Source organism: Pseudomonas sp. 2VD (assembly GCF_005503585.1).
In the GTDB taxonomy this organism is placed as follows: Bacteria; Pseudomonadota; Gammaproteobacteria; order Pseudomonadales; family Pseudomonadaceae; genus Pseudomonas; species Pseudomonas aeruginosa.
In genome coordinates this window covers 19,840-41,611 of record NZ_SCND01000009.1, presented here as the reverse complement: position 1 = coordinate 41,611, position 21,772 = coordinate 19,840, and the positions used below count along the sequence as shown (strand labels likewise).

General features: G+C 66.5%; 21 protein-coding genes. 10 read left to right on the top strand and 11 right to left on the bottom strand.

Going from position 1 to position 21,772, the window contains the following annotated elements; genetic code table 11:
• The 5 genes from FFS27_RS01995 to FFS27_RS01975 form a co-directional block, all read right to left on the bottom strand.
• A partial coding sequence (locus FFS27_RS01995) for a DUF4350 domain-containing protein (RefSeq protein ID WP_137951921.1) occupies nt 1-1,111 on the bottom strand: 1,111 nt, incomplete at its 3' end.
• Nucleotides 1,108-2,679 carry a DUF4129 domain-containing protein gene (locus tag FFS27_RS01990; RefSeq protein WP_003093894.1) on the bottom strand — a complete coding sequence of 524 codons (1,572 nt, stop codon included), beginning with the start codon at nt 2,677-2,679 and terminating at the stop codon, nt 1,108-1,110. The genes FFS27_RS01995 and FFS27_RS01990, both read right to left, overlap by 4 nt.
• Nucleotides 2,666-3,646 carry a stage II sporulation protein M gene (locus FFS27_RS01985; protein WP_003093893.1) on the bottom strand — a complete coding sequence of 327 codons (981 nt, stop codon included), beginning with the start codon at nt 3,644-3,646 and terminating at the stop codon, nt 2,666-2,668. The genes FFS27_RS01990 and FFS27_RS01985 overlap by 14 nt, the downstream gene beginning before the upstream one ends.
• The gene (locus FFS27_RS01980) at nt 3,643-4,440 is read right to left on the bottom strand and encodes an RDD family protein (RefSeq protein ID WP_003134638.1); all 798 of its coding nucleotides are present in this window, start codon (nt 4,438-4,440) and stop codon (nt 3,643-3,645) included. Before FFS27_RS01980 ends, FFS27_RS01985 begins: the two co-directional genes overlap by 4 nt.
• A gap of 37 nt (nt 4,441-4,477) precedes the next feature.
• Complete coding sequence (locus FFS27_RS01975) at nt 4,478-5,215, bottom strand: hypothetical protein (protein ID WP_021264182.1); 738 nt, start codon at nt 5,213-5,215, stop codon at nt 4,478-4,480.
• 224 nt (nt 5,216-5,439) lie between these two features.
• Here FFS27_RS01975 and sbcB point away from each other — a divergent pair, with 224 nt between their 5' ends.
• The gene (gene sbcB / locus FFS27_RS01970; protein WP_009878058.1) at nt 5,440-6,882 is read left to right on the top strand and encodes an exodeoxyribonuclease I; all 1,443 of its coding nucleotides are present in this window, start codon (nt 5,440-5,442) and stop codon (nt 6,880-6,882) included.
• Nucleotides 6,883-6,966: 84 nt separating this feature from the next.
• Here sbcB and mvaT read toward each other — a convergent pair whose 3' ends face one another.
• The gene (gene mvaT / locus FFS27_RS01965; protein ID WP_003093888.1) at nt 6,967-7,341 is read right to left on the bottom strand and encodes a histone-like nucleoid-structuring protein MvaT; all 375 of its coding nucleotides are present in this window, start codon (nt 7,339-7,341) and stop codon (nt 6,967-6,969) included.
• Between the two features lie 259 nt (nt 7,342-7,600).
• On the opposite strand from mvaT, the gene purU reads away from it, so the two are divergent.
• Together purU and FFS27_RS01955 are read left to right on the top strand one after the other, a co-directional pair.
• Nucleotides 7,601-8,452 carry a formyltetrahydrofolate deformylase gene (purU, locus tag FFS27_RS01960; RefSeq protein WP_003101174.1) on the top strand — a complete coding sequence of 284 codons (852 nt, stop codon included), beginning with the start codon at nt 7,601-7,603 and terminating at the stop codon, nt 8,450-8,452.
• Between the two features lie 49 nt (nt 8,453-8,501).
• Nucleotides 8,502-8,714, top strand: a complete 213-nt coding sequence (locus tag FFS27_RS01955; protein WP_003101176.1) for a hypothetical protein — start codon at nt 8,502-8,504, stop codon at nt 8,712-8,714.
• Here FFS27_RS01955 and FFS27_RS01950 read toward each other — a convergent pair.
• From FFS27_RS01950 to flp, 5 genes are all read right to left on the bottom strand, one after another.
• Complete coding sequence (locus FFS27_RS01950; RefSeq protein WP_003093885.1) at nt 8,689-9,690, bottom strand: lysylphosphatidylglycerol synthase transmembrane domain-containing protein; 1,002 nt, start codon at nt 9,688-9,690, stop codon at nt 8,689-8,691. The two genes, FFS27_RS01955 and FFS27_RS01950, sit on opposite strands and share 26 nt — an antisense overlap.
• Nucleotides 9,687-10,448 (bottom strand): DUF2334 domain-containing protein, encoded by a 762-nt coding sequence (locus tag FFS27_RS01945; protein ID WP_003093883.1) that lies wholly within the window; start codon nt 10,446-10,448, stop codon nt 9,687-9,689. Before FFS27_RS01945 ends, FFS27_RS01950 begins: the two co-directional genes overlap by 4 nt.
• The gene (locus FFS27_RS01940) at nt 10,441-11,556 is read right to left on the bottom strand and encodes a glycosyltransferase family 4 protein (protein WP_003110035.1); all 1,116 of its coding nucleotides are present in this window, start codon (nt 11,554-11,556) and stop codon (nt 10,441-10,443) included. Before FFS27_RS01940 ends, FFS27_RS01945 begins: the two co-directional genes overlap by 8 nt.
• A 317-nt stretch (nt 11,557-11,873) precedes the next feature.
• A complete protein-coding gene (gene pctC, locus FFS27_RS01930; RefSeq protein ID WP_137951920.1) occupies nt 11,874-13,772 on the bottom strand; it encodes a methyl-accepting chemotaxis protein PctC in 1,899 nt (632 codons plus the stop codon).
• A 188-nt stretch (nt 13,773-13,960) separates the two neighbouring features.
• A complete protein-coding gene (gene flp, locus FFS27_RS01925; RefSeq protein ID WP_003093864.1) occupies nt 13,961-14,173 on the bottom strand; it encodes a type 4b pilus Flp major pilin in 213 nt (70 codons plus the stop codon).
• 409 nt (nt 14,174-14,582) lie between these two features.
• Here flp and rcpC point away from each other — a divergent pair, with 409 nt between their 5' ends.
• The 7 genes from rcpC to tadD are packed head-to-tail and all read left to right on the top strand — an operon-like array spanning nt 14,583 to nt 21,750.
• On the top strand, nt 14,583-15,494 hold the full coding sequence (gene rcpC / locus FFS27_RS01920) for a type 4b pilus Flp biogenesis protein RcpC (RefSeq protein ID WP_034014255.1): 912 nt from the start codon (nt 14,583-14,585) through the stop codon (nt 15,492-15,494).
• A 13-nt stretch (nt 15,495-15,507) separates the two neighbouring features.
• On the top strand, nt 15,508-16,758 hold the full coding sequence (rcpA, locus tag FFS27_RS01915) for a type 4b pilus Flp secretin RcpA (RefSeq protein ID WP_003110119.1): 1,251 nt from the start codon (nt 15,508-15,510) through the stop codon (nt 16,756-16,758).
• Nucleotides 16,759-16,767: 9 nt separating this feature from the next.
• The gene (tadZ, locus tag FFS27_RS01910) at nt 16,768-17,952 is read left to right on the top strand and encodes a type 4b pilus Flp biogenesis protein TadZ (protein ID WP_003093855.1); all 1,185 of its coding nucleotides are present in this window, start codon (nt 16,768-16,770) and stop codon (nt 17,950-17,952) included.
• On the top strand, nt 17,949-19,214 hold the full coding sequence (gene tadA / locus FFS27_RS01905) for a type 4b pilus Flp biogenesis ATPase TadA (protein ID WP_003093851.1): 1,266 nt from the start codon (nt 17,949-17,951) through the stop codon (nt 19,212-19,214). Before tadZ ends, tadA begins: the two co-directional genes overlap by 4 nt.
• Complete coding sequence (tadB, locus tag FFS27_RS01900; protein WP_003093848.1) at nt 19,211-20,095, top strand: type 4b pilus Flp biogenesis protein TadB; 885 nt, start codon at nt 19,211-19,213, stop codon at nt 20,093-20,095. The genes tadA and tadB overlap by 4 nt, the downstream gene beginning before the upstream one ends.
• A 9-nt stretch (nt 20,096-20,104) precedes the next feature.
• Entirely contained in the window at nt 20,105-21,016 is a 912-nt protein-coding gene (gene tadC / locus FFS27_RS01895) for a type 4b pilus Flp biogenesis protein TadC (RefSeq protein ID WP_003103955.1), read from the top strand.
• A complete protein-coding gene (gene tadD, locus FFS27_RS01890) occupies nt 21,013-21,750 on the top strand; it encodes a type 4b pilus Flp biogenesis protein TadD (RefSeq protein ID WP_023101541.1) in 738 nt (245 codons plus the stop codon). The genes tadC and tadD overlap by 4 nt, the downstream gene beginning before the upstream one ends.
• Nucleotides 21,751-21,772: the final 22 nt, after the last annotated feature.

The following is a 21,772-nucleotide window of genomic DNA, read 5'->3' as shown; positions in this document are numbered from 1 at the left end:
GTTCGAAACCGGGGTGGCGACGCCGCGCCCTGCGCAGGATGTCGCGTTGCAGACCGTGCAGCAAGGCGACGTGGCCGCGCTGGCGGAGGAGGAAGTCGGCGCCAGCGCGCAGGTGTTCCTCCAGTTGCCGGCGCGAACGGCTGGCCACCGGCTGCAAGGGACCCTGGCGCAGCCCTGCGCGCCACAGGCCGGCGAGCAACAGCAGCAGCGCTGCCGCCAGGGCCTCGGGGAAGTGGCGGGCGAGCAGGGTGGCGAGGCTGTCGCGTTCGGCGCGGTAGAGCAGGGTCACCTGGTTGTCCTGGGTTAGGTACCAGAGCAGCCAGGCGTTGTCGTACTGCTCGATGTTGCGGTTCTGCCAGATCCAGGCGTCGGTGAGCACCGTGACCAGGCCCTTGCCGTGCTGCATCTGCAACAGGTGGGTGGCGTCGCCGCTGTTGGCCCAGGCGTAGGCGTGGTTCTGCGGATCGTAGAGGTGGTAGTCGGGATCGAAGCCGATGTAGGCCGGCGAGCGCTCGTTTTCCAGGTACAGGCGGGTCAGTGCGGAATAGTCCGGCACGCTGTCGGCGGGCTCTTCTTCCTCGCCGGCGGCTTCCTCCGGCGGCGTTTCGGTCGCATGGTCGTCGACGCTACCTTCGTCGGCGTCGGCGTCGGCGGTTTCCTCGCTGGCCCGGTCCTGGCTGTCGTCGAAGTCCTCGGTCAGGTACTGGCGGATATCCAGGCTGTCGAGCAGCAGGTCGCCGCTCTTCTTCTCGTCCTCGTCCCACAGGCGTTCGGCGATCAGCACCAGGTGCCCGCCCTGCTCGCTCCATTGCAGCAGGCGGCGCGCCTGGCCGGGAGTCATGCCGGAGCGGCTGCCGAGCAGGAGCAGGGTATGCCCGGAGGGCGGCAGCTCCTTGAGGACCTCAAGGCCGTCGGCGCGGCTCACCGTGACCCCCTGCTTGCGCAGGAACAGTTCGGCGGCCAGGTAGGGATTGCGCCGGGCCTCCGGCGATGGGCCGAGGTCGATCGTCTCCGTATAGGGTTGCAGGCGGCTGGCCAGGAAGATCGCCAGCAGCCCGGCCAGCAGCAGGAGCACGGCAAGCAACAGGAAGCGCGCGCGCCGGCTCATCATGGCTTGGCTCCCGCGGCGAAAAGGCTGCGCCAGCCATCGCAGAGGCGCCGGCGAGCGTCGTCGGCCGGCAGCCGGTGGCCGTAGGCGAGCGCCTGCCATTGGGCGGTCAGCAGTTGGCTGTAGTGCAGCAGCGGCCGTTGTTGCTCCAGTCCTTCGACCAGGCGCAGGACCTCGCCCTCGGTATGGGAGCCCTTCAACGGCAGGCGGTAGTCATGCAGCAGTCGGCTGAGCAGCCCGCGGTAGAGCAGGCCGAGGGCTTCCCGTGGTTTCTCGTTCCAGAGCCGTTCGGCGTTGCCGGCGATGTCGTCGGGCAGGCTTTCCGGACTGAGATCGAGGCCGAACATCACCGTCGGCGCTTCGCGGCGGGCCCGTTGCGGCAAGCCCAGGTTGCCGACGAACAGGCGCAGCCATTCACGGTAGCGCCAGACCAGCAGGAACACCGCGCTGAACAGCAGCGCCCAGAGCAGCACTTCGATGACCTGCGCCGCGTGACGGAACGGCACCCAGTTGGCCAGGGCCTCGAAGAATGCCTTGAGCCGCTCTTCGTCCTCCTTGCGGCTGTCCTTTTTCTCGGTCTTGTCGCCGAAGCGCCAGCCCGTAACGGTCTCGCTGTTCTTGAACGGCGCGCCGTCGACGATCGCCCGGATCTGCTTGCCGGCCTGTTCGCTGTTGAGTTTCTGCCGCAGCAGGCGGGCCTGCTCGGGCGGCAGCTCGGCTTCGCCGGCGCTGGCGGCGGCCGCCGGCTCGGCGTAGGCGGAAGGGGCGGGCAGCCAGGCCAGCGAAGCGGTCAGGCCGAGCAGCAGGACATAGGCGCTGCCGACCAGACGCTGGCGCAGGCGGCGGAACACCAGCTCGATGTCCCAGGCCTCCAGTTCGGTGCGCCGGTTCAGGTAGAGGGTGAAGCCGCAGGCCACGTAGATCGGCTCCCAGACTACCAGCACCAGGACGTAGAGCAGGTTCGACAGGTGCTCCAGCCAGAGCCACTCGCCGGCTTCCGGGTCGAGCAGGCTCTGCCAGTTCCAGTCGATCTCGTTCTGCGCCGGGATCAGCAGGTAGAGAAGCATGGCGAAGCCGGCCCAGAGCGCCATTTCCAGGTGCACGCCGACCACGGTCAGCCAGGTCGCGCCGCCGGCGTTGCGCTGGGACAATACGATCAGGCGCTGGCTGCGGGGCTCCCCGGCGAGCCCTTCCAGTTGCAGGACCGGCAGGTCGAAGCTGCGCGTCGGACTGAAGCGGCGCCACAGCAGGCTGGCCGGCAACTGTTTCCTCAGCAGGGCGGGATAGGCGCGCAGGGCCTGCTTCAGGGTTGGCGTATCGCCGAACAGGGCGTGCGAGAGAATGTACAGCGGCAGCCGTTCGAAGGCCGGCTTGAGCCACCAGAAGATCAGGATCGCCAGGGTCGGATGCTGCCACAGCAGGAGGCTGAGCACGGCGAACAGCGGCAGGGTCAGCAACGCCCAGCTGCCCATCAGCAGGCGCGCATGGCGATGCGCCAGGAGGATGCCGAGGTCGAGCGCTTCCCAGGCGCTGCGCGGGCGGATCGCCACGCTGGCGTCAGTCAGGCGCATGGCGGCTCCGTCCGGCGAACAGGAAGTAGCTGCCGACCAGCAGCCAGAGGACCGCGCCGACCGCGTACTTCACCCGCGGCTCGAAATGACTGATGGAAGACCAATAGGCCTCGGTGAAGGCCGCCAGCAGCAACAGAACGATCACCCCGGCGATCAGTTGCACGCTGCGCCGGGCGGCCAGCCGCAGGGCTTCGCCGCGGGTCAGGCGACCTGGCGCGAGCAGCGCCCAGCCGAGCTTGAGGCCGGCGGCGCCGGCGAAGGTGATGGCGGTCAGTTCGAACGCGCCGTGGCCGATGACGAACGGCCAGAAGGTCTGCACGTAGCCGATCTGCGTCAGGTGGCCGGCCACCGAACCGATCATCAGGCCATTGAACAGCAGGAAGAACAGGCTGCCGAGTCCCAGCAGCACGCCGCTGGCGAAGGTCTGAAAGGCGATGCCGATGTTGTTCATGATGTAGAAGCCGAACATTTCCCAGTCGTCGCTGGTGTCGCGTGCCCCCAACGGACCCAGGCGGGTGGTTTCCGGGGCGTACATAGACTCCATCTCGCTGACCTTGTCCGGGCTGACCACGCTGTAGATCAGGTCGGGAAAGTGATAGACCAGCAGCCCCATGAGCAGGGCGCTGCCGTAGAACAGCAGGCTGGCCACGGCGATGCTGCGCCATTCCTCGCGGACCAGGCGCGGCAGGCCGGCGAGCAGGAAGCCGAGGATGCGGCTGCCGAGGTGGCTGCGGTGCCGGTAGAACTGCTGGTGGCCGCGCATCGCCAGTTGCTGCAACTGGTCGATCAGGTGACTGCTGTAGCCGCGCTCCTGGGCCAGCGCCAGTTGCTGGCAGAGGCGCCGGTAATCGGCGGCGAAGTCGTCGCTGGAGCCTTCCAGCTTCTTGCCTTTCTCGAGGAAGGCGAGGCGTTTGTCGAAGCGTTGCCAGGCGGCCTGGTGGCGCTGTTCGAAGAGGCTCTGTTTCATGCGCTCTCCTGGCGCAGGCCGAGAAAGCCGCGGGCGATGCCGTTGATCTCGGCCTGGGCGCGTACCGGCTCGACGCCCAGCGGTTCGGCGAGAATGCCTGCCAGTTCCTCGCGGCGTGCCGAGGAAAGCGCCGCGCCGCGTTCGGCGAAGCCGAGGAAAGCGCGCTGTTCTTCCAGGCTCATGGGGAAGGGCGGCAGTTGCGGCTCGACGTCAGGCAGGCTGGGCCGGCTCAGTTCGGGTTCGCGGTAGACCACCAGGGTGCCGGCGGCGATGTCGCCCAGGCGCTTGAAGGCCGGATGGTTCAGGCAACAGAGCAGACCGAGGGCGTAGCCGAAGGGCAGGATGTCGGCGAAGCGCAGCAGGTTGCGCAGCAGCGACGCGGCCCAGCCCACCGGAGTGCCGTCGTCGTGGACGACGCGCAGTCCCATCATCTGCTTGCCGGGCGAGCGGCCCTGGTTGAGCACCTCGAAGAGGACCATGTACCACCAGGTCATGACGAAGGTCAGCAGCAGGCCGAGGCCGGCGCCGAGCTTGCCGAGGAACGCCAGGCCGAGCATCAGCACCAGCATGATCAGGCCGCGGATGCAGAGGTCGATGGTATAGGCCAGGGCCCGGGGGACGACGCCGGCGGGACGCAGGAGCAGGTCGATGCCTTCCGGCGTTTCCACGTGGTAGTGGGTGTCGAGGACCTCGGCGCCTGGCCGGGGGGCGGGCGCGACGAGGCGGGCGGCTGCGTTCGGTGGCATCGGGGGGCCGTGTCGGGGAAAGTCAGATGCTAGCCAGCGTGGCGTTATCAGGCAACCGGGCCGCCGCGACGGCCCGGTCTGCACCTCAGTTGCTCAGCGGGCGAACGCCGAAGATGGTGCGGTAGAGAATACCCATGGAAACGACGAACAGCGGGCCGGTCCAGATCAGGCCGATGAACAGCGGGATCATGCTCACCAGCATCAGCAGGCTCAGCACCAGCAGCAGGCCGAACACCTTGAACCAGTGGCGGCTGATGGCCTTGCGCGAGGTTTCCAGGGCCTGCCAGGGCGTCAGGCTGCGCTCGGCCACCAGCGGCAGGGCGAGCATGTAGGCGACGCTCAGGTAGAGGCCGGGGATGATCAGCAGGAAGAAGCCGACGTAGACCATCAGCATCATCAGCAGGCCGGTGAGCAGCAGCGGCACCAGCATGCCGAAGTAGTTGAACATTTCGTTGAAGGTCGCCGGCTGGTCGGCGGCGCGGCGGATGCCGATCATGGTCAGGCCGGTGAAGAACGGGTAGCCCACCGCCGTGGCGACCAGGCTGGCGATCATCTGGCCGACCGCGAAGGCGATGGGATCGGCCTCGCTCATCAGGCCGATACCGCCGAAGAGCAGGGTGAGGATGAAGGTGATGGTCTGGATCACCACGCTGTAGACCACGAAGGCGCCGATCAGGATGCCTTTGACGCCCTTGATCTTGGCCCAGGCTTCGCTGATCACGTCGCCGATGCGGAAGTCGTAGTCGCCGATGACCGGCGGCACCGCCTGGGTCGGTTGCAGGGCGCTGGCGGGGGTAGCGTAGGGATTGCTGGTGTCGTTCATGGTGCTGTCCTTGTCAGTGAAACGGGCATCCGTGCGAGCGGAATGCTAGCGAGGGCGGAGGGGACAACGCAAGGTTCGGATGGCAGATATGCGCACTGACGCGCCCTGGCGGGATGTGCCTACGGCGCTTTCCGTGAGTTCGTTGGAAAACCTGGAAATCCCCGAAGTGGGTCGCGAGCTTCGCGGCAGTCACTGGTAGACTGCCCGGTGCCGCCAGAAAGGGAATGACCGTGAACGCGAGTATTTTTTGGTACGACTACGAAACCACCGGCATCGACCCCCGCCGCGACCGGCCGTTGCAGATCGCCGGGATCCGCACGGACGAGGCGCTGAACGAGATCGGCGAGCCGATGAACCTGTATTGCCGTCCCAGCGACGATATCCTGCCCCACCCTATGGCTTGCCTGATCACCGGCATCACTCCCCAGCGGCTGGCCGAGCGGGGGCTGTCCGAGGCCGACTTCATGACCCGGGTACACGCCCAGCTGGCGCAGCCGGCGACCTGCGTGGCCGGCTACAACTCCCTGCGCTTCGACGACGAAGTGACGCGCTACAGCCTGTACCGCAACTTCTTCGATCCCTACGCACGCGAGTGGCAAGGCGGCAATAGCCGCTGGGACCTGATCGACATGGTCCGTACCGCCTATGCCCTGCGCCCGGAGGGCATCCAGTGGCCGCAGCTGGACGGCCGGCTGTCGCTGAAGCTGGAAATGCTCACCGCGGCGAACGGCCTGGAGCATGGCCAGGCCCACGACGCGCTTTCCGATGTCCGCGCCACCATTGCCCTGGCCCGCCTGATCCGTCAGCGCCAGCCGCGCCTGTACGATTACCTCTACCAGTTGCGCAGCAAGCACAAGGTGCTCGACCAGGTGCGCCTGCTGCAGCCGCTGGTGCATGTCTCCGGACGCTTTTCCGCGGAGCGCCATTTCCTCTCGGTGGTCCTGCCGCTGGCCTGGCACCCGCGCAACCGCAATGCTCTGATCGTCTGCGACCTCTGCGCCGATCCCGCGCCGCTGCTGGAGTTGTCGGCCGAAGACTTGCGCAGGCGCCTGTATACCCGTCGCGACGAACTGGCCGAGGGCGAGTTGCCGGTGCCGCTGAAGCAGATCCAGGTCAACCGTTGCCCGGTGGTGGCGCCGCTGTCGGTATTGCGCGCCGAGGATCGCCAGCGAACCGGCATCGAACTCGAGGAGTGCCAGCGAAAAGCCGAGCTGTTGCGCCAGCATCAAACCGTCTGGGCGGACAAACTGACAGCGCTATATGGCGAAGAAAGTTTCTCCGCCAGCGACGACCCCGAGCAACAGTTGTATGACGGATTTATTGGTGATCGGGATCGACGCCTTTGTGAACAGCTGCGCCTTGCCGAACCGGAGCAATTGGCCAAAGAACAATGGCCCTTCGACGATGCCCGTTTGCAGGAGTTGTTCTTCCGCTATCGTGCGCGAAATTTCCCGGAAACTTTAAATGTGGACGAGCGCCAACAATGGGAAAGCTTCTGCCGCAATCGTTTGTCCCATGAAGAATACGGCGCACCGAATACTTTGCCGGCCTTCGAGGCGGCGCTGGAGGCTTGTCGGCAAGAGCAGGGCGGCACATTGCCGGCGGTACTTGCGGCCTGGCGCGATTACGCCGCGGAACTGCGTCAACGCTATTCGCTGGAGACTTGAGGACGCAGGCAGAGGAGTCGGTACGATCCGGCGGAAATGAAAAACGCCAGCACTGGGCTGGCGTTCTTCGTGGAACTGACTGGTTTAGCCGAGCAGGGTGGCCCAGCTCTCGACGGCCTCGGGGCCCCACTTGGCTTTCCACTCTTTCAAAGTCTTGTGGTTGCCGCCCTTGGTCTCGATGACTTCGCCGGTGTGCGGGTTCTTGTACTGCTTGACCTTGCGCGCGCGCTTGCCGGCAGGCGCCTTGGCGGTGCGGGTGCTCTTGCCGATCTTGGCGTCCGGATCGAGCAGGGAAATCACGTCACGCAGGGACTTCTGGTAAGTGCCCATCAGCGTGCGCAGCTTCTCTTCGAATTCCAGTTCTTTTTTCAGTTTGTCGTCTTGTTCCAGGGACTTCAGGCGCTCCTGAAGTTCCTTGATGGCTTCTTCCGTGGCGCGATATTCGTTGATCAGGGACATGTCAGGTACCTTGTCTGTGCTGAGTGGCGGTGGCGGGCATGTAAGTAGATTCAATAATAGTCAGGGCGAAACTGTAAGTAAACCGCGATGAAAACTTTTCTCGATGAAATTCAAAGTAATTAATTCCGCATCGGGATTGCCCTGTTGTGCGGGTTTATTCTCTCGCGCAACAGCCTGTCGAAAGGCCTTCGCCGAGGCTGAACTTTTCCCGCCATGCCGCTAGAATGGCGGCCTTTCGCGATGTTTCTGGAGTATACCCATGCGCACTTTTCGGCTGGTGATCGCCTGTCCCGACGGGGTCGGGATCGTTGCCAAGGTGAGTAACTTCCTGGCCACCTACAATGGCTGGATCACCGAAGCCAGCCATCATTCCGACAACGATAACGGCTGGTTCTTCATGCGCCACGAGATCCGTGCCGACTCTCTGCCGTTCGACCTGGATGGCTTCCGCCAGGCTTTCGCCCCGATCGCCCGCGAATTCTCCATGGAATGGCGGATCACCGATTCCGAGGTGAAGAAGCGCGTGGTGCTGATGGCCAGCAAGGAGTCCCATTGCCTGGCCGATCTGCTGCACCGCTGGCACAGCGGCGAACTGGACTGCGAGATTCCCTGCGTGATCGCCAACCACGACGACCTGCGCAGCATGGTCGAGTGGCACGGTATCCCGTATTTCCACGTTCCCGTCGATCCGCAGGACAAGCAGCCGGCTTTCGATGAAGTTTCCCGGCTGATCGACGAACATGGCGCCGACTGCATCGTCCTGGCTCGCTACATGCAGATCCTGCCGCCGGACCTGTGCCGCAAGTACGCCCACCAGGTGATCAACATCCACCACAGCTTCCTGCCGTCCTTCATCGGCGCCAAGCCGTATCACCAGGCGTCGAAGCGCGGGGTCAAGCTGATCGGCGCGACCAGCCATTACGTGACCGAGGAACTGGATGCCGGTCCGATCATCGAGCAGGACGTGGTGCGGGTCACTCACCGCGACAACGTCGAAGACATGGTGCGGCTGGGCAAGGATGTGGAAAAACTGGTGCTCGCGCGCGGACTGCGCTATCACCTGGAAGACCGCGTACTGGTACACGGCAACAAGACGGTGGTGTTCGACTGAGCCGGCTCCCCTGGAATGCCGGCCAGGGCCGGCACCCGGAGGAACGAACATGAGCGATCCCAGGTCGGCGGGCACCGCCAGCCCGCCACCGACCCTCGGCGAGGGTTGCACAAGCCGTTACGACATCGACGCCCTCGGCGACGAGGACGGAACCGAGTTTCCCGGCGCGGCCGAACTCTGGCGGCGTATCCAGGAGAGCGCCAGCGAGACGGGCGAGGCTGACGCCGAGGATACGCTCAGGAAGAAGCCTCGCGACTGCTGATCAGCTTCTTCAGCAGCGGGCGTCCGGCGAGCACTGCGAACACCGGGCCGCCGGCGACGAGGTAGAAATAGAAGGTCACCGCTCGCCAGATGACGATGGCCGCCGCCGCCGTCGACTTGCCGATCATGGGGGCCAGCAGGGCCGCCGAGGTCAGCTCGGTGCCGCCGGCGCCGCCGGGGATCAGCGAGAGCTGTCCGGCGCTGAGCGAGACCATCTGGATCAGGAAGGTCCAGGCCCACTGGATATCCACTCCCAGGCCGCGCAGGGTCAGATCGAGCACGCTGAAGCGCAGTAGCCAGTGCGTACTGCTGAGAAGGAAGACCGCCAGCAGGCGTCGTTTCGGCAGGCGCAGGCTGTCGTGCAGGGCAATGCGGAAATGCAGGATCTTGCGGCCCCAGTGCAGGCGCTTGCGCGATGACACGCCGAGCCGCGCCAGAACCCGCCCGTTGAAGCGGATCACCTGGTGCAGGTAGCGGATCAGCATTACCGCGCCGACGAACAGGCCGACCAGGAATACCGCGCTGAAGATCAGGCTCGATTCCATGTTCGGGCTCAGCGAATGGCTGAGGGCATAGATCAGGATCGCGCCGAGGGCGCAGAGGAAGAACGTCAGGTCGGCCAACTGGTCGACCGCGAACACCGCGCTGGTCTGTGCCGGGCGCAGGCCGCGCCGGGCCAGCAGCGCCATCAGGGTCAACGGCCCGCCGCTGCCGCCCGGAGTGGCGCAGAAAGCGAATTCGCTGGCCATGATGATGCCGACGCTCTGCAACTGCCCGAGCTTGCCGGCGCGCCCGGCGAGCAGCAGCCGCAGGCGCAGGCCGTTGATGAACCAGCAGACCACGATCATGCCGAACATCAGCAGCAGGCTGTCCAGCGGGAAGGCGCGCAAGCGCGAGAACATGTCGCTGCCGCCGAGCACCAGCGGAATCAGCGAGGCACCGATCAAACCGAACAGCAGTAACCAGCCTCGACTCATGCCGCGTGGTCCAGGGCGAGGCGGCGCTCCAGCCAGTCGATCTTGGTCAGCGGCTGGCGCCCCTCGGACAGCAGGGTGCGCAGGGTACGCAGCCAGTATTCGCGGGAAAAGCGATGGCGCATGTCGACCGGATGGAGTCCGAGGCGGATCACCGGCGCTGCGCGCCAGGCCCGCCGGCGCTGCTCGCTGAGCGCCCAGGAGAGGCCGCGACGCCAGGCACTGCGCGCGCTCCAGACCAGACCGGGGGCCTCGATCGGTTGCAGGTGGGGAAGCCGATACAGGTTGGACGGGTCGCTGGTGTAGCGCAGTCCGCTCTCGCCGAGCGCCTGGCGGGTGCCGGCGCTCATCAGCCAGGCCGGCGCGACGAAACCGTGCAGCGGCCATCCGCGGCGGCGGAACAGTTCGATGCCGGCGGCCAGGCGGGCCTTGGCCTCGGCGTGGTCGAGGGCATAGAACTCTCCCTCCCAGGTGTAGATGCGACGCATGAAGTATTGCCCTGGAGTACGCGGTGGTGGGGCGTCATCGTAGTGATAGAAGCCGTGGAGAGCCAGTTCGTCACCCCGGGCCACCCGCCGCGAGAGCAGTTCGCAGAACTTTTCGTCGGCTTCCAACGGGTTGCGATGGTGGAAATCGGGCACTACCAGCCAGGTCATGGGGACCTGGCCGAGCGCGTCCACGGCCTCGACGAAGGGCCGGTAGTCCGGCCAGGTTTCTGGGGCCACGTCGTGCAACACCAGCAGCAGGCTGCGTTCAGCCATAGCGCGGGAACCTCGCCTCGCTGTCGCCGAGTACCGCGTGGTAGTGCAGGAGCAGGCCGGCGACCACTGCGTCCCAGGCATGCTGGCGCTCGACGTGACGGCGGGCGCGCTGGCCGCGCAGCTCGACGTCGTGGCTGAACAGTTCGCGCACCGCGCAGGCCATGGCGTCGCCGTTGTTCGGTGCGCAGAGCACGCCGCAACGCTCCGGGACTATTTCCGCCAGTGCCCCGGCGCGCACCGCCACCACCGGAATACCGCTGGCCATCGCTTCGAGTGCGACCAGGCCGAAGGTCTCCTGGTCACCGGCGTGCAGCAGCGCGTCGCTGCTCGCCAGCAGGCGGGCGACTTCGCGGCTGTCGCAGAAATGGTCGACCACGCTGGTGTTGCGCGGTACTCGGGTCGGCATGTTGGAACCCACCAGCAACAGGTGATAGCCGTCGCCGAGGCGCTGGATGGCGTCGAGCAGTACCGGCAGGTTCTTTTCCCGCGAACCGCGCCCGGCGAACACCAGCAGGCGGGTTTCCTCGTCCAGGCCGAGTTCCTGGCGCAGCCCCGGATCGCGGTTGCTCGGATGGAAGGTGACCAGGTCGACGCCCAGCGGTTGTACATGCACGTCGGCGACGCCCAGGCGCATCAGCTTTTCCGCCATTACCCGGCTGGGGGCCAGGACCCGGTCGAAGTGGCCGTACAGCTTGCTGACGTAGTTGTCCGCGTTGGTGCCGAGCCAGGCGCCCATGCGATTGCTCACCAGCAGCGGCAGGTCGGAGTGGTAGAAGCCGATCACCGGCACGTCCAGCCGACGTCGCGCGTCGAGCGCCGCCCAGGCGGTGAGGTACGGGTCGCCGACCTCGATCAGGTCCGGTTGCAGATTGCGCAGCACCTTGCGCCAGGGGCCGCGACGGAGAGGGAAGCGGTAGCCATTGCCGAATGGCAGCGGCGGAGCCGGCACCTCGTGGATGCCGTTCGCCTGGCGATAGCCGGCGCCGGGAACCAGCACGCTGTGGCGAATGCCGGGATAGTGCCAGAGATGGCGATGCTTGGCTTCGAGATAGGTGCGTACCCCCCCGCTGGCAGGCGCGTAGAACATGGTCATATCGGCGATGTGCACGATGGGCCTTCCTCCGTTGAGCTTGTTCCTTCTGCCACTCAGTGGACCACCGGCGCCGGCAGTCGTTCGAACGGTGTGCGGGAGCCATGGGTAGCTTCAAGTCTAGGAAAGAAAGCGCGAGCCGGCGCGTTCGGGGCAGCCAGCGCGGGAATAGGTCGCAGAGGGAGCGGGCGGAGAGGAAGGCATGCCTCGGGAGGCATCCTGGCAGGATAAGGGTGAACAACGCCGTTGGCGTTGTTCACCCTACGAATGGCCGGGGGTAGGGCGGATAGCCGCGGCGCGATTATCCGCCGGTTCGGCTACGGCTCGGGCAGTGCTCAGATCTTGAAGCTGTCCACCAGCTGGCGCAGGCGCCCGGCCTGGGTTTCCAGCTCGCCGCAGGCGCGCAGGGTGGCCTGGAGGTTCTCCACGCCTTCCTGGTTGAGGGTGTTGATCTCGGTGATGTCCATGTTCAGCGAATCGACCACCGCGGTCTGCTCCTCGGTGGCGGTGGCCACCGACTGGTTCATCCCGTCGATCTCGCCGATCCGCCGGGTCACGCTGCTCAGGCTTTCGCCGGCACGGTTGGCGATCTCCACGCTCTCCAGGCTGTAACGCTGGCTCTCGGTCATGGTGGCCACCGCCTCGCGGGCGCCGACTTGCAGCTCTTCGATCATCTTCTGGATCTGCTGGGCCGATTCCTGGGCGCGATGGGCCAGGTTGCGCACCTCGTCGGCGACCACCGCGAAGCCGCGCCCGGCCTCGCCGGCGCGGGCGGCTTCGATGGCGGCGTTGAGGGCGAGCAGGTTGGTCTGCTCGGAGATGCCCTTGATCACTTCGAGGATCTGGCCGATGTTCACCGTGCGGCTGTTGAGGGCCTCGATGTTGGCGCAGGAGGCGCTGATCTTCTCGGAAAGCTCGTTCATCGCGCGGATGGTCTGCTCGACCACCTGCTTGCCGTCTTCGGCCTGGTGGTTGGCGTCGGACGCATGGTGCGAGGCATCGGCGGCGTTGCGGGCGATTTCCTGGGCGGCGGCGCCGAGTTCGTTGATCGCCGCGGCGACGCTGTTGGTGCGGTTGGACTGCTCGTCGGAGTTGGCCATCGAGGAGTTCGAGGCGTTCACCACCAGTTGCGCCACGTCGTGCAGTTGACGGGCGGTGCCGGCGACCTCGCGGATCGATTCGTGGATACGCTCGACGAAGCGGTTGAAGGCATTGGCCAACGTACCGAATTCATCGTTGCTGGTGACCTTCAGGCGCTTGGTCAGGTCGCCCTCGCCCTGAGCGATGTCCTGCATGGCGCGGCCCATGTCGGTGAGCGGTTGCATCAGTACGCGGATCAGCATGCCGAGGAGAAGCATGATGCCGACCACCGCGATCAGCGTGGCGACGATCGCCGAAGTGCGGAATTCGCTGAGCATCGAATAGGCGGTGTCGCGGTCGAGGACCAGGGCGACGTACCAGGTCACGCCGGGCAGTCCCTTCACCGGGGTGAAGGAAACGAACTGGCTGCGGCCGTCGAGTTCCACCTCGTGAACCCCGGGGTCGATGTTCGGTGCGCCCTTGGGATAGGCTTCGGCGAGGGTCTTCAGGACCAGCCCGGAGTCGGGGTGGAGGAGGATCTTGCCGGCGTCGCTGACCAGGAAGGCGTAGCCGGCACCGTCGAACTTCAGGGAATTGAGGATCGCGGTCAGGGTCTCCAGCTTCATGTCGCCGGCGGCGACGCCCAGCAGTTGACCGGCGTGCCGCACCGGCAGCGACATGGCGAGGATCTGCTCGCCGGTGCCGGCATCGACGAAGGGTTCGGTGACGATAAGCCGGTCGGCCGCCAGCGCGTCCTTGTACCAGGCGCGGGTACGTGGGTCGTAACCTTCCGGCATGGCGTCGTAGGGGCGCATGATGAAGGCGCCGCTGGCCGCCTCGCCAAGATAGACCGACGCGAAATTGCGGCTGAAGACGGGCTGTTCCAGTTGTCTTGCGATATTCGCCTCGTCGGGCTGGTCGAGCAGCGCCAGTTGCGAGGCCAGGCCTTCCACCAGGTGCATGCGGCCTTCCAGCCAGCTCTGGATGTTGCTGGCGGTCAGGGTGCCGATTTCCCCGAGGTAGTTTTCCGTGTCCGTGCGCACGGCCTCGCGCTGTCGGTAATCGTTGTAGAGGATGAAGCAGGTGAAGGCGAAAACCACCACCAATGCGGCGGCGAGAAGGATTTTCTTGGCAAACGACAGCGAGCGAAGCATGAGCGATGCGTCCTGGCAAAAGCCTCAAGAAGGGCGGGGAGCCCAGGCCACCAGGTAGGGAGCTTGCGGGGGAAAGCCATGATCCAGCGCCTGAACGGCCGGCTTTGTAGCACAGTGCCAGCATAAAGGCAAAATAGTGGCGCCATGAAAATGGCGCCACTGGAGGGAAATCGCTCTGGAAGAGGACGTCAGTCCGGAGCCAGTCCGCCGACTTTGGTGCCGACGCCGTCGAAGAAGGCTTTCAGACCGCCGACGATACCGCTGTCCGTGGGACTCAATACGGCAATCAGAGCCACCGCGATCAAACCGGCGATAACCGCGTATTCGATGGCGTTTGCCCCTTCTTCGTCCGCCAGGAATGCGCGAACTTTGCAATACACGAACAGGGTCAGGTTCTTCATTCTTGTTTGCTCCTCGAACGCGGCAATCACCGAGACAGAGCCCTGCCTCCACGCTGAGGCTAGGCCGATGATGGCGTTTTGCAACAACTAAATGGCATTAGTAGGAGTGGATTAGTCGCAAGGTTATATGGCGGGTTACAAGGCTTGGACTACATCTAATGACAAATTGACATTGATTATCCCGAGTCTAGATTCAGACCTATCGTCGCAAGTTCGAAGTTATGAACTTTGGTTCTTGAATAACGACTGTCGCCAGTCGATAACCCCAATGTACCTGCCATGGAAAGCCAGTCCCGGAGTATGGCCATGACACGGACAGCGAGACGCCCGTTTTTCTTTTCCGATCATCGGCGATCGCCGGTGATTTTCCGTTCATCGACCTGTCCGGACGCATAGCAGGGGTCTGCCCATGAATAGCAAGGTGCTGATGGCCCTGGCCGGCCTGCTGCTGCTCGGTGCGGTGCTGCTCGGATACCTCGGCGTATCCATCGGCCGCGCGCCATCGAACGCGCATGCTCCATCCGTGGCGCCGGCTTCGGCGGCGGTGGACGCTTCGCTGGAAAAGCTCGAACGCAAGCCGGTGCTGGTGGCCAGTCGCGATCTCCCGGCGCTGGCGGTGATCGGCAAGGACGACCTGAGCGTCGAGCTGTTGCGGACCGCACCGGTCGGTAGCTACGACAGGCCCGAGGCGTTGCTCGGCAAGCGGGTCTGGGTCGCGGTGCCGGCCGGCAGCATTCTTTCCGCCGCGACCCTAGAACCCGGCGGTCCGCTGGCCCGGACCATCCGTCCGGACGAGCGGGCGATGGCGATCGCTGTGGACGAAGTGGTCGGCGGCGGCGGCTTCGTCCTGCCCGGCGACTATGTCGACGTGATGCTCTTCGTGCGTGACGAGCGGGACGGCGAATCGACCCCGCTGGCGCAACTGGTGTTGCCCGGCGTCCGGGTACTGACCTACGGCGAGCGGATCGCCGTGGGCAGCGATGGGCAGGACCGCTCGAACCAGGAAAAGGACCCGCGTCCGCCGCGTACCGCGGTGCTGGCGGTACCGGAGGACGGCGTGCCGCGGCTGATGCTGGCGAGCCAGGCCGGTTCGCTGCGCCTGGCCATCCGCAGCAAGGACGAAGAACTCTACCGCAGGGAGCAGGAAGGCGCGCTGCTGCAAGCGTCGCTGGGCGCGCCGAGCGCGGCGCTGAGCCTCGACCAACTGCTGGAGCGCCGCAAACCGACGGCGCCGAGCGTGCGCAGCGCGGCTCCGCGCGTGCCGGTGGCCAACGGGGTCACGGTCTACCGTGGCAGCGCCATGACCCATGAAGCGCCTTGAGGGGAGCCGGCATATGCATCGGAGCACCGGGATAGGCGTGTCGCGCTGGCTGGGAGGGCTGCTGGGGGTGGCGTTGGCGCTGCCGGCACTGGCTTTGCCGCAGGGCTGCATCGAGTTGCTGGCGCAGGCGCCGCGGGTCGACGTCGTCCAGGGACAACAGCGTGACCTGCGCCTGGCGGTGCCGATCGAACGGCTGGCCATCGGCGATCCGAAGATCGCCGACGTACAGTTGCTGGATCGTCGCGGCTTCCTGGTCACCGGCAAGGAACAGGGCTCCACCAGCCTGCTGATCTGGACCGGCTGCAGTCCCGAGCCGTTGCGCAGCCTGGTGGAGGTCGAGGGACGCGGTAGCGTCGATACCCGCGGTGCTCCAGCGTTCACCGCCGGCGCCGCGGAGGAGCTACCGAACCAGGTGCAGACCGATATCCGCTTCGTCGAGGTCAGCCGCAGCAAGCTGAAGCAGGCCAGCACCTCGTTCGTCCGGCGCGGCGGCAACCTCTGGGTGCTCGGTGCGCCAGGCAGCCTCGGCGACATCAAGGTCAATGCCGACGGCAGCGGCCTGGGCGGCACCTTCGGCACCGGCAGCTCGGGATTCAACCTGATCTTCGGCGGCGGCAAGTGGTTGAGCTTCATGAATGCCCTGGAGGGCAGCGGCTTCGCCTATACCCTGGCGCGCCCGAGCCTGGTGGCGATGAGCGGGCAGAGCGCGTCGTTCCTCGCCGGCGGCGAGTTTCCGATCCCGGTGCCGAACGGCACCAACGACAACGTCACCATCGAATACAAGGAGTTCGGCATCCGCCTGACCCTCACCCCGACGGTGATGAACAACCGCCGCATCGCTCTCAAGGTGGCGCCGGAGGTCAGCGAACTGGACTACAGCGCCGGCATCCAGAGCGGCGGGGTGGCGGTACCGGCACTGCGCGTCCGGCGCACCGACACCAGCGTGATGCTGGCCGATGGCGAGAGTTTCGTGATCAGCGGGCTGACCAGCAGCAACTCGGTGAGCAACGTCGACAAGTTTCCCTGGCTGGGCGACATCCCGATCCTCGGTGCGTTCTTCCGCTCGACCAAGCTGGACAAGGACGACCGCGAGCTGCTGATGATCGTCACCCCGCACCTGGTCCAGCCGCTGGCCGCCGACGCACAGTTGCCGGACCTGCCCGGCGAGGGCTTGCGGCACTACGATCCGGGGTTCTCGCGCCTGTACTTCCTCGAGCGCGGCGAGTACGACGGCCAGCAGAACGACACCGGCCTGTCGGATTAGGAGGCGCGCATGAACCAGAACTTCGTGGCGCTGACCCAGCATCCCGGCGAACTCGACTGGTTGCAGAACAGCCTGGCGTCCGCCGGCCAGGTGGTACCGGCAGGCAGCGCCAGCCTGGAGGAGTTGCTGGCGCTGCTCGACGTCACCGCCGCCGGGGTGCTGTTCATCAGCCTCGGCAAGAGCAACCTGGTGTCCCAGGGCGCGCTGGTCGAGGGATTGGTATCGGCGCGGCCGATGCTCTCGGTGGTGGCCATCGGCGACGGCCTGGACAACCAGTTGGTGCTGGCGGCGATGCGCGCCGGCGCGCGCGACTTCATCACCTACGGCGCCCGCGCCAGCGAGCTGACCGGGCTGATCCGGCGCCTCGGCGGACGCCTGCCCAGCGTGCCGGTGAGCGCGGCGCGCCAGGGCGAGCTGCTGACCCTGGTCAGCGCCCGACCGGACGCCGACGGCGCCTTCGTCGCCTTGCACCTGGCCAAGGCGTTGCAGGAGCAGACGCCGAACCAGGTCCTGCTGCTGGACGTCGGCCAGCCCACCGGCGAGGCGCTGGCGATCCTCGGCCTGGACTCGGCCTTCACCTTCAGCGATGCCTTGCGCAACCTGCGGCGCCTCGACCAGACCCTGATCGACAGCGCCTTCACCCGCCTCGACAGCGGCCTGCGGATACTCAGCCTGACCGACGAGCCCGGCGTGCTGGAGCGAGTCACCACCGCCGAACTCTATCTGTTGCTGGGCAACCTGCGCGGGGCGTTCAGCCATGTGGTGGTCAACCTCACCGGGCTGCCCGAGGGCGAGCTGAGCAACCAGTTGCTGGTGCAGGCCAACCGCGTGCTGTGGATGGTCGACCAGAGCGTGCCGTCCTGCAAGAAGGGCCTGGAGCGCCTGCGCCGCCTGCGCGAGCGCAACCTGCCGTTGCCCTCCATCGAGTTGCTGATCGAGCGCTACCTGCCCAATGTGGCGCCGGACCAGCAGGCCCTCAGCCGGATGTTCGACCTCGATCTGTTCGGTGTCCTGCCGTTGTCCCCGGAATCGCGCCTGCGCGCGAAGAACCTCGGCAAGAGCCTGTTCGAGGTGGCGCCGCGCGACCCATTGGCGGCCAAGCTGCGGCAACTGGCGGACAGCCTGTGCGTGACACGCGGCGAGCGCCGTTCGCTGCTGTCCTGGCTCGGCCGGGCCAAGGCGGCGCTGCTATGAGCACGGGATTCGGCGCGCGTCCTGACGGCGGTGCCTTCCACTACCGCCAGGAGCAGGACATCCAGGCGCTGAAGCTGCGCCTGCACCGCTACATCATCGACGAGATCGACGAAGACGGCATGAACCTGCTGGAGGGCGCGCGCTCCGCCGTGGTCCAGTACGTCTCGGAAAAGGTCTGCGAATACGGCTCGCGCCATCAACTGGCGATCTCCCGCTACGAACTGGACCGCCTGGCCGAAGAGGTGGTCGACGAACTCACCGGCTTCGGCCCGCTGGAGATCCTCCTGCGCGATCCCGGCGTCTCGGAAATCCTCGTCAACGGACCGGGCCGGGTGTTCGTCGAGCGGGAAGGGCGGCTCTACCAGAGCGACCTGCGCTTCATCGACGACCACCATGTGCTGCGGGTGATCCAGCGTATCCTCGCGCCCCTCGGCCGACGCCTGGACGAGTCCAGCCCGATGGTCGACGCGCGCCTGCCGGACGGCAGCCGGGTCAACGCGATCATTCCCCCGGTGGCGCTGGACGGGCCGTGCATCTCGATCCGCAAGTTCAGCCAGGAGCTGCTGCGCAGTGCCGACCTGCTGGCCTACCAGAGCGTCGACGAAGCCTTGCTCGAGTTCCTCCGCCAGGCGGTCTCGCGCCGCTGCAACATCCTCATCAGCGGCGGCACCGGCACCGGCAAGACCACCTTGCTCAACGTCATCAGCGGCTTCATCGACGAACGCGAGCGGATCGTCACCATCGAGGACACCGCCGAGCTGCAACTCGGCCACGACCACGTGGTGCGCCTGGAGACCCGTCCGCCGAACGCCGAGGGCTACGGCGAGGTGACCGCCCGCGACCTGATCCGCAACGCCCTGCGGATGCGCCCGGACCGGATCATCCTCGGCGAGATCCGCGGCGTCGAGGTGCTCGACGTGCTGCAGGCGATGAACACCGGCCACGACGGCTCGATGAGCACGGTGCACGCCAACTCGGCGATGGATTCGCTGCTGCGCATGGAGATGCTGGTCGGCCTGACCGGCAACAGGCTGCCGGAGCAGACCTTGCGCCTGATGATCTGCGCCGCGCTGGACGTGGTGGTGCAGATCACCCGCCTGGCCAGCGGTCGGCGTTGCATCAGCGAAGTGCTGGAGGTGCTGGAGGTGCGCGACGGCGTGTACGTCACCAATACCCTGTTCAGTCTCGACCGGCGCGGTAGCGGGCAGTTCGTCCGCCAGGCCGCGCCGGTCGGGCAGAAATTCCGCCAGGCGCTGCTGTGAACGGCGCGCAACTGCTGGTGCTGTTCAGCGGCGTGCTGGCTTTCGCCGCGCTGGCCCTGGCGTTCATGGGCTGGCGCGCCGGGCGCAACGAACTGGTGGTTGAACGGCTGCTGGGACGCCAGGAGGCGGTCGCGGTGCGGCCGCGCAGCAGTCACTGGCTGGCTCGCCAGATGCGTCGCGCCGGTATCCAGCGCCCGCGCCCGTGGTTGTTCGGGGCGGCAGTGCTCGCGCTGCTGCTGGTCTGGAGCGGATTGCGCCTGTTCGGCATCGTCGGTGCGCTAGGCGGCCTGCTACTGGCGGCGCTGTCCTGCCGCGTCGCCCTGGGCATGCTCTACCAGCGCCGCCTGAAGCGAATGATCCGGCAGATGCCGCGCTTCCTCGACCAGGTGGTGCGCAGTCTGCACGCCGGGCGCACGCTGGGCGACGCGCTGATGCAGGCGGTGGAGAACGCCGAGGAGCCGCTGCGCGACATCTTCACCCTGGCACGCAACCACGTGCTTCTCGGCATCCACCTGCCGGAGGCGTTGCAGGAAGTCGCCGAACTCTACGAGGTGGAGGAACTGCGCATCCTCGCCCTGGGTGTCTCGGTCAACCACCGTTATGGCGGCAATACCAGCGACCTACTGGACAGCATCGTCAAGCTCATCCACGAGCGCGAGAAGCTCAGCCGGCAGTTGCACGCGATGACCGGCGAGACACGGATCAGCGCCTATGTCCTGGCCGGCGTGCCGAGCGCCCTGGGCGGCTACATCCTGGCGAGCAACCCGGGCTATCTGCTGAACATGTGGGCCGACGGCACCGGGCGTTTCCTGCTGCTGGCCTCGCTCGGGCTGCAACTGCTCGGCTGCTATGCGCTGTGGCGCATGCTCAAGAGCGTCTAGGAGGTGGCCATGCAGGCACAGTGGCTGATTTTCGCGGCGCTCCTGATGGCGGTCGGCGGTGCCTTGTTGCTGTTGCTCCAGGCGCGCAACGGCAGCCGCGAGCAGCGCCTGATCGAGAGGCGCCTGGGAGCGCTGGCCAACCCTGGCGGCTCGACCAGGTGGCTGGCCGGCATGACCGAGCGGATGGACGACAGCTTCTGGGTGCGGCGCCTGCAACTGATGGACAGCGAGGCCCGCCAGTTGCTGCAACAGGCCGGCTGGCACGAGAGTCGCTACCGGACCCTGTACCTGATCTCGGTGTTTCTCACGCCGCTGCTGTTCGTTCTCCTGGTCTTGCTGGTCAAGCTGCTGCGCGCCGAGAGCGAGGCGTCCTACGCGGTGCCGCTGCTGTTCGCCGCCGGCATCGGTTTCCTCCTGCCCAAGCAGGTGCTCAAGCACTTCGCCAAGGCGCGCCGGGCGCTGATCGCCGACGAGATGATCCTGTTCGTGCAACTGATCCGCATCCTCTTCGATGCCGGTCTGACCGTGGAGCAGACGCTGCGCGTGGTCTGCCTGGAAGGCCGCGGGATCACCCCGCAACTGGCCCGCGAGCTGGACCTGGCGCTGACCCGTGCCGACAACGGCATCGACCTGGCGGAAGAGCTGGAGGCGCTTGCCCGGCGCCTGCAGGTGGACCCGCTGAACGACTGCTGCGGCGTGCTACGGCAGATGTTGCGCCAGGGCGGCAGTGCGCGCAGCACCCTGCTGACGCTCAAGCAACTGTTCGAAGACCGGCGCCTGACCACCTTGCAGGAACGCATCGGCAAGCTGTCGGCGAAGATGAGCCTGGTGATGATGGTGCTGCTGTTCCCGGCGCTGCTGATCGTCCTCGCCGGTCCGGGCGTCATCGCCATCACCAAGGCCTTGGGAGGACTGGGATGAAAGCACTGATCGGCATCGGCCTGTGCGCCGCCCTGCTCGGCGGTTGCGCCGCGCTGCCGGGGCGGGACGGCCCACGGGAGTGTTCGCAGCAGCTCGGCCAGGAGCAGGAACTGCAGATGAACATGGTCCGCGACATGATCCGCGAGGGCCGCCTGCATGCGGCCCTGGCCAACCTGGAAAGCATGCCGCCGGGGTTGCTCGACGTGCGCGAGGAAAGGGCGCTGATCCTGCGCCGGATCGGCGACTCGCGGGCCAGGGCCGAGTACCAGGCCCTGCTGGAAACCTGCAAGGCACCCGAGGCGCACCACGGCCTCGGCCTGCTCGCCCTGCGCAGTGGCGACAGCGCCCGGGCGGTCCTCGAGCTGCGCGAGGCGGCGCGCCTGCGGCCGACCGAGAGCCGCTTCCGCAACGACCTGGGGGTCGCCCTGCTCAAGCGCGGCGACCGTGTCGGCGCGCGCTTCGAATTCATCACTGCGCTGGAGTTGCAGCAGGGCGGCAAGCTACCGGCGACCAACCTGCTCGGCCTGCTGTACCTGCAAGGCGACCGGGAAGATGCGCAGCGCCTGATCGAGCGTTTGCAGCTGGATGCCCGGGACATCCGCGCGGCCGAGGCGCGGGCGCGCAGTTGGGGTGCCGTACCGACACCTGGCGCGGCGCCGGCAAGCGACGACCCGCTGGCGGAACTGCCGGCGGAGGCGAATATGCATACCGCGATGGCCAACGAGGCGCCCTGAGCCGGCGCCGGAGAGGTGACCC